The organism is Nocardia cyriacigeorgica (assembly GCF_010858045.1).
GTDB lineage: Bacteria > Actinomycetota > Actinomycetes > Mycobacteriales > Mycobacteriaceae > Nocardia > Nocardia cyriacigeorgica_E.
The window spans coordinates 1-235 of the sequence record NZ_JAAGVC010000433.1 but is presented as its reverse complement, the minus strand read 5'-3'; the positions used below and the strand labels follow the sequence as shown (position 1 = coordinate 235).

The 235-nt window shown below is 65.1% G+C and carries 2 pseudogenes; one reads left to right on the top strand and one right to left on the bottom strand.

The window, feature by feature from the left end:
• Window positions 1-132 (top strand): annotated as a pseudogene (locus GV790_RS30340) (ABC transporter permease subunit); the annotation flags it as partial.
• On the opposite strand, the pseudogene GV790_RS30335 reads toward GV790_RS30340, so the two are convergent.
• Window positions 116-235, bottom strand: a pseudogene (locus tag GV790_RS30335) (ABC transporter permease); the annotation flags it as partial. The pseudogenes GV790_RS30340 and GV790_RS30335 sit on opposite strands and share 17 nt — an antisense overlap.

The window sequence follows — 235 nt, the reverse complement described above, 5'->3', positions numbered from 1 at the left end:
GTCGTGGTGGTGCATATCCTGCGCAATTCGCTGATCCCGGTGGTCACCTTCATCGGTGCCGATCTGGGTGCGCTGATGGGCGGGGCCATCGTCACCGAGGGCATCTTCAATATCCCCGGCGCCGCGGCAATCCCTTCGCGGTGGCGGTTCGCACGTAGTCGGCGTCCCGGTTCTCCACCACCGAGCTGCGGGTCAGGCGCAGTACGTAAGCGAACGACAGTGCGCCGAGCACCAT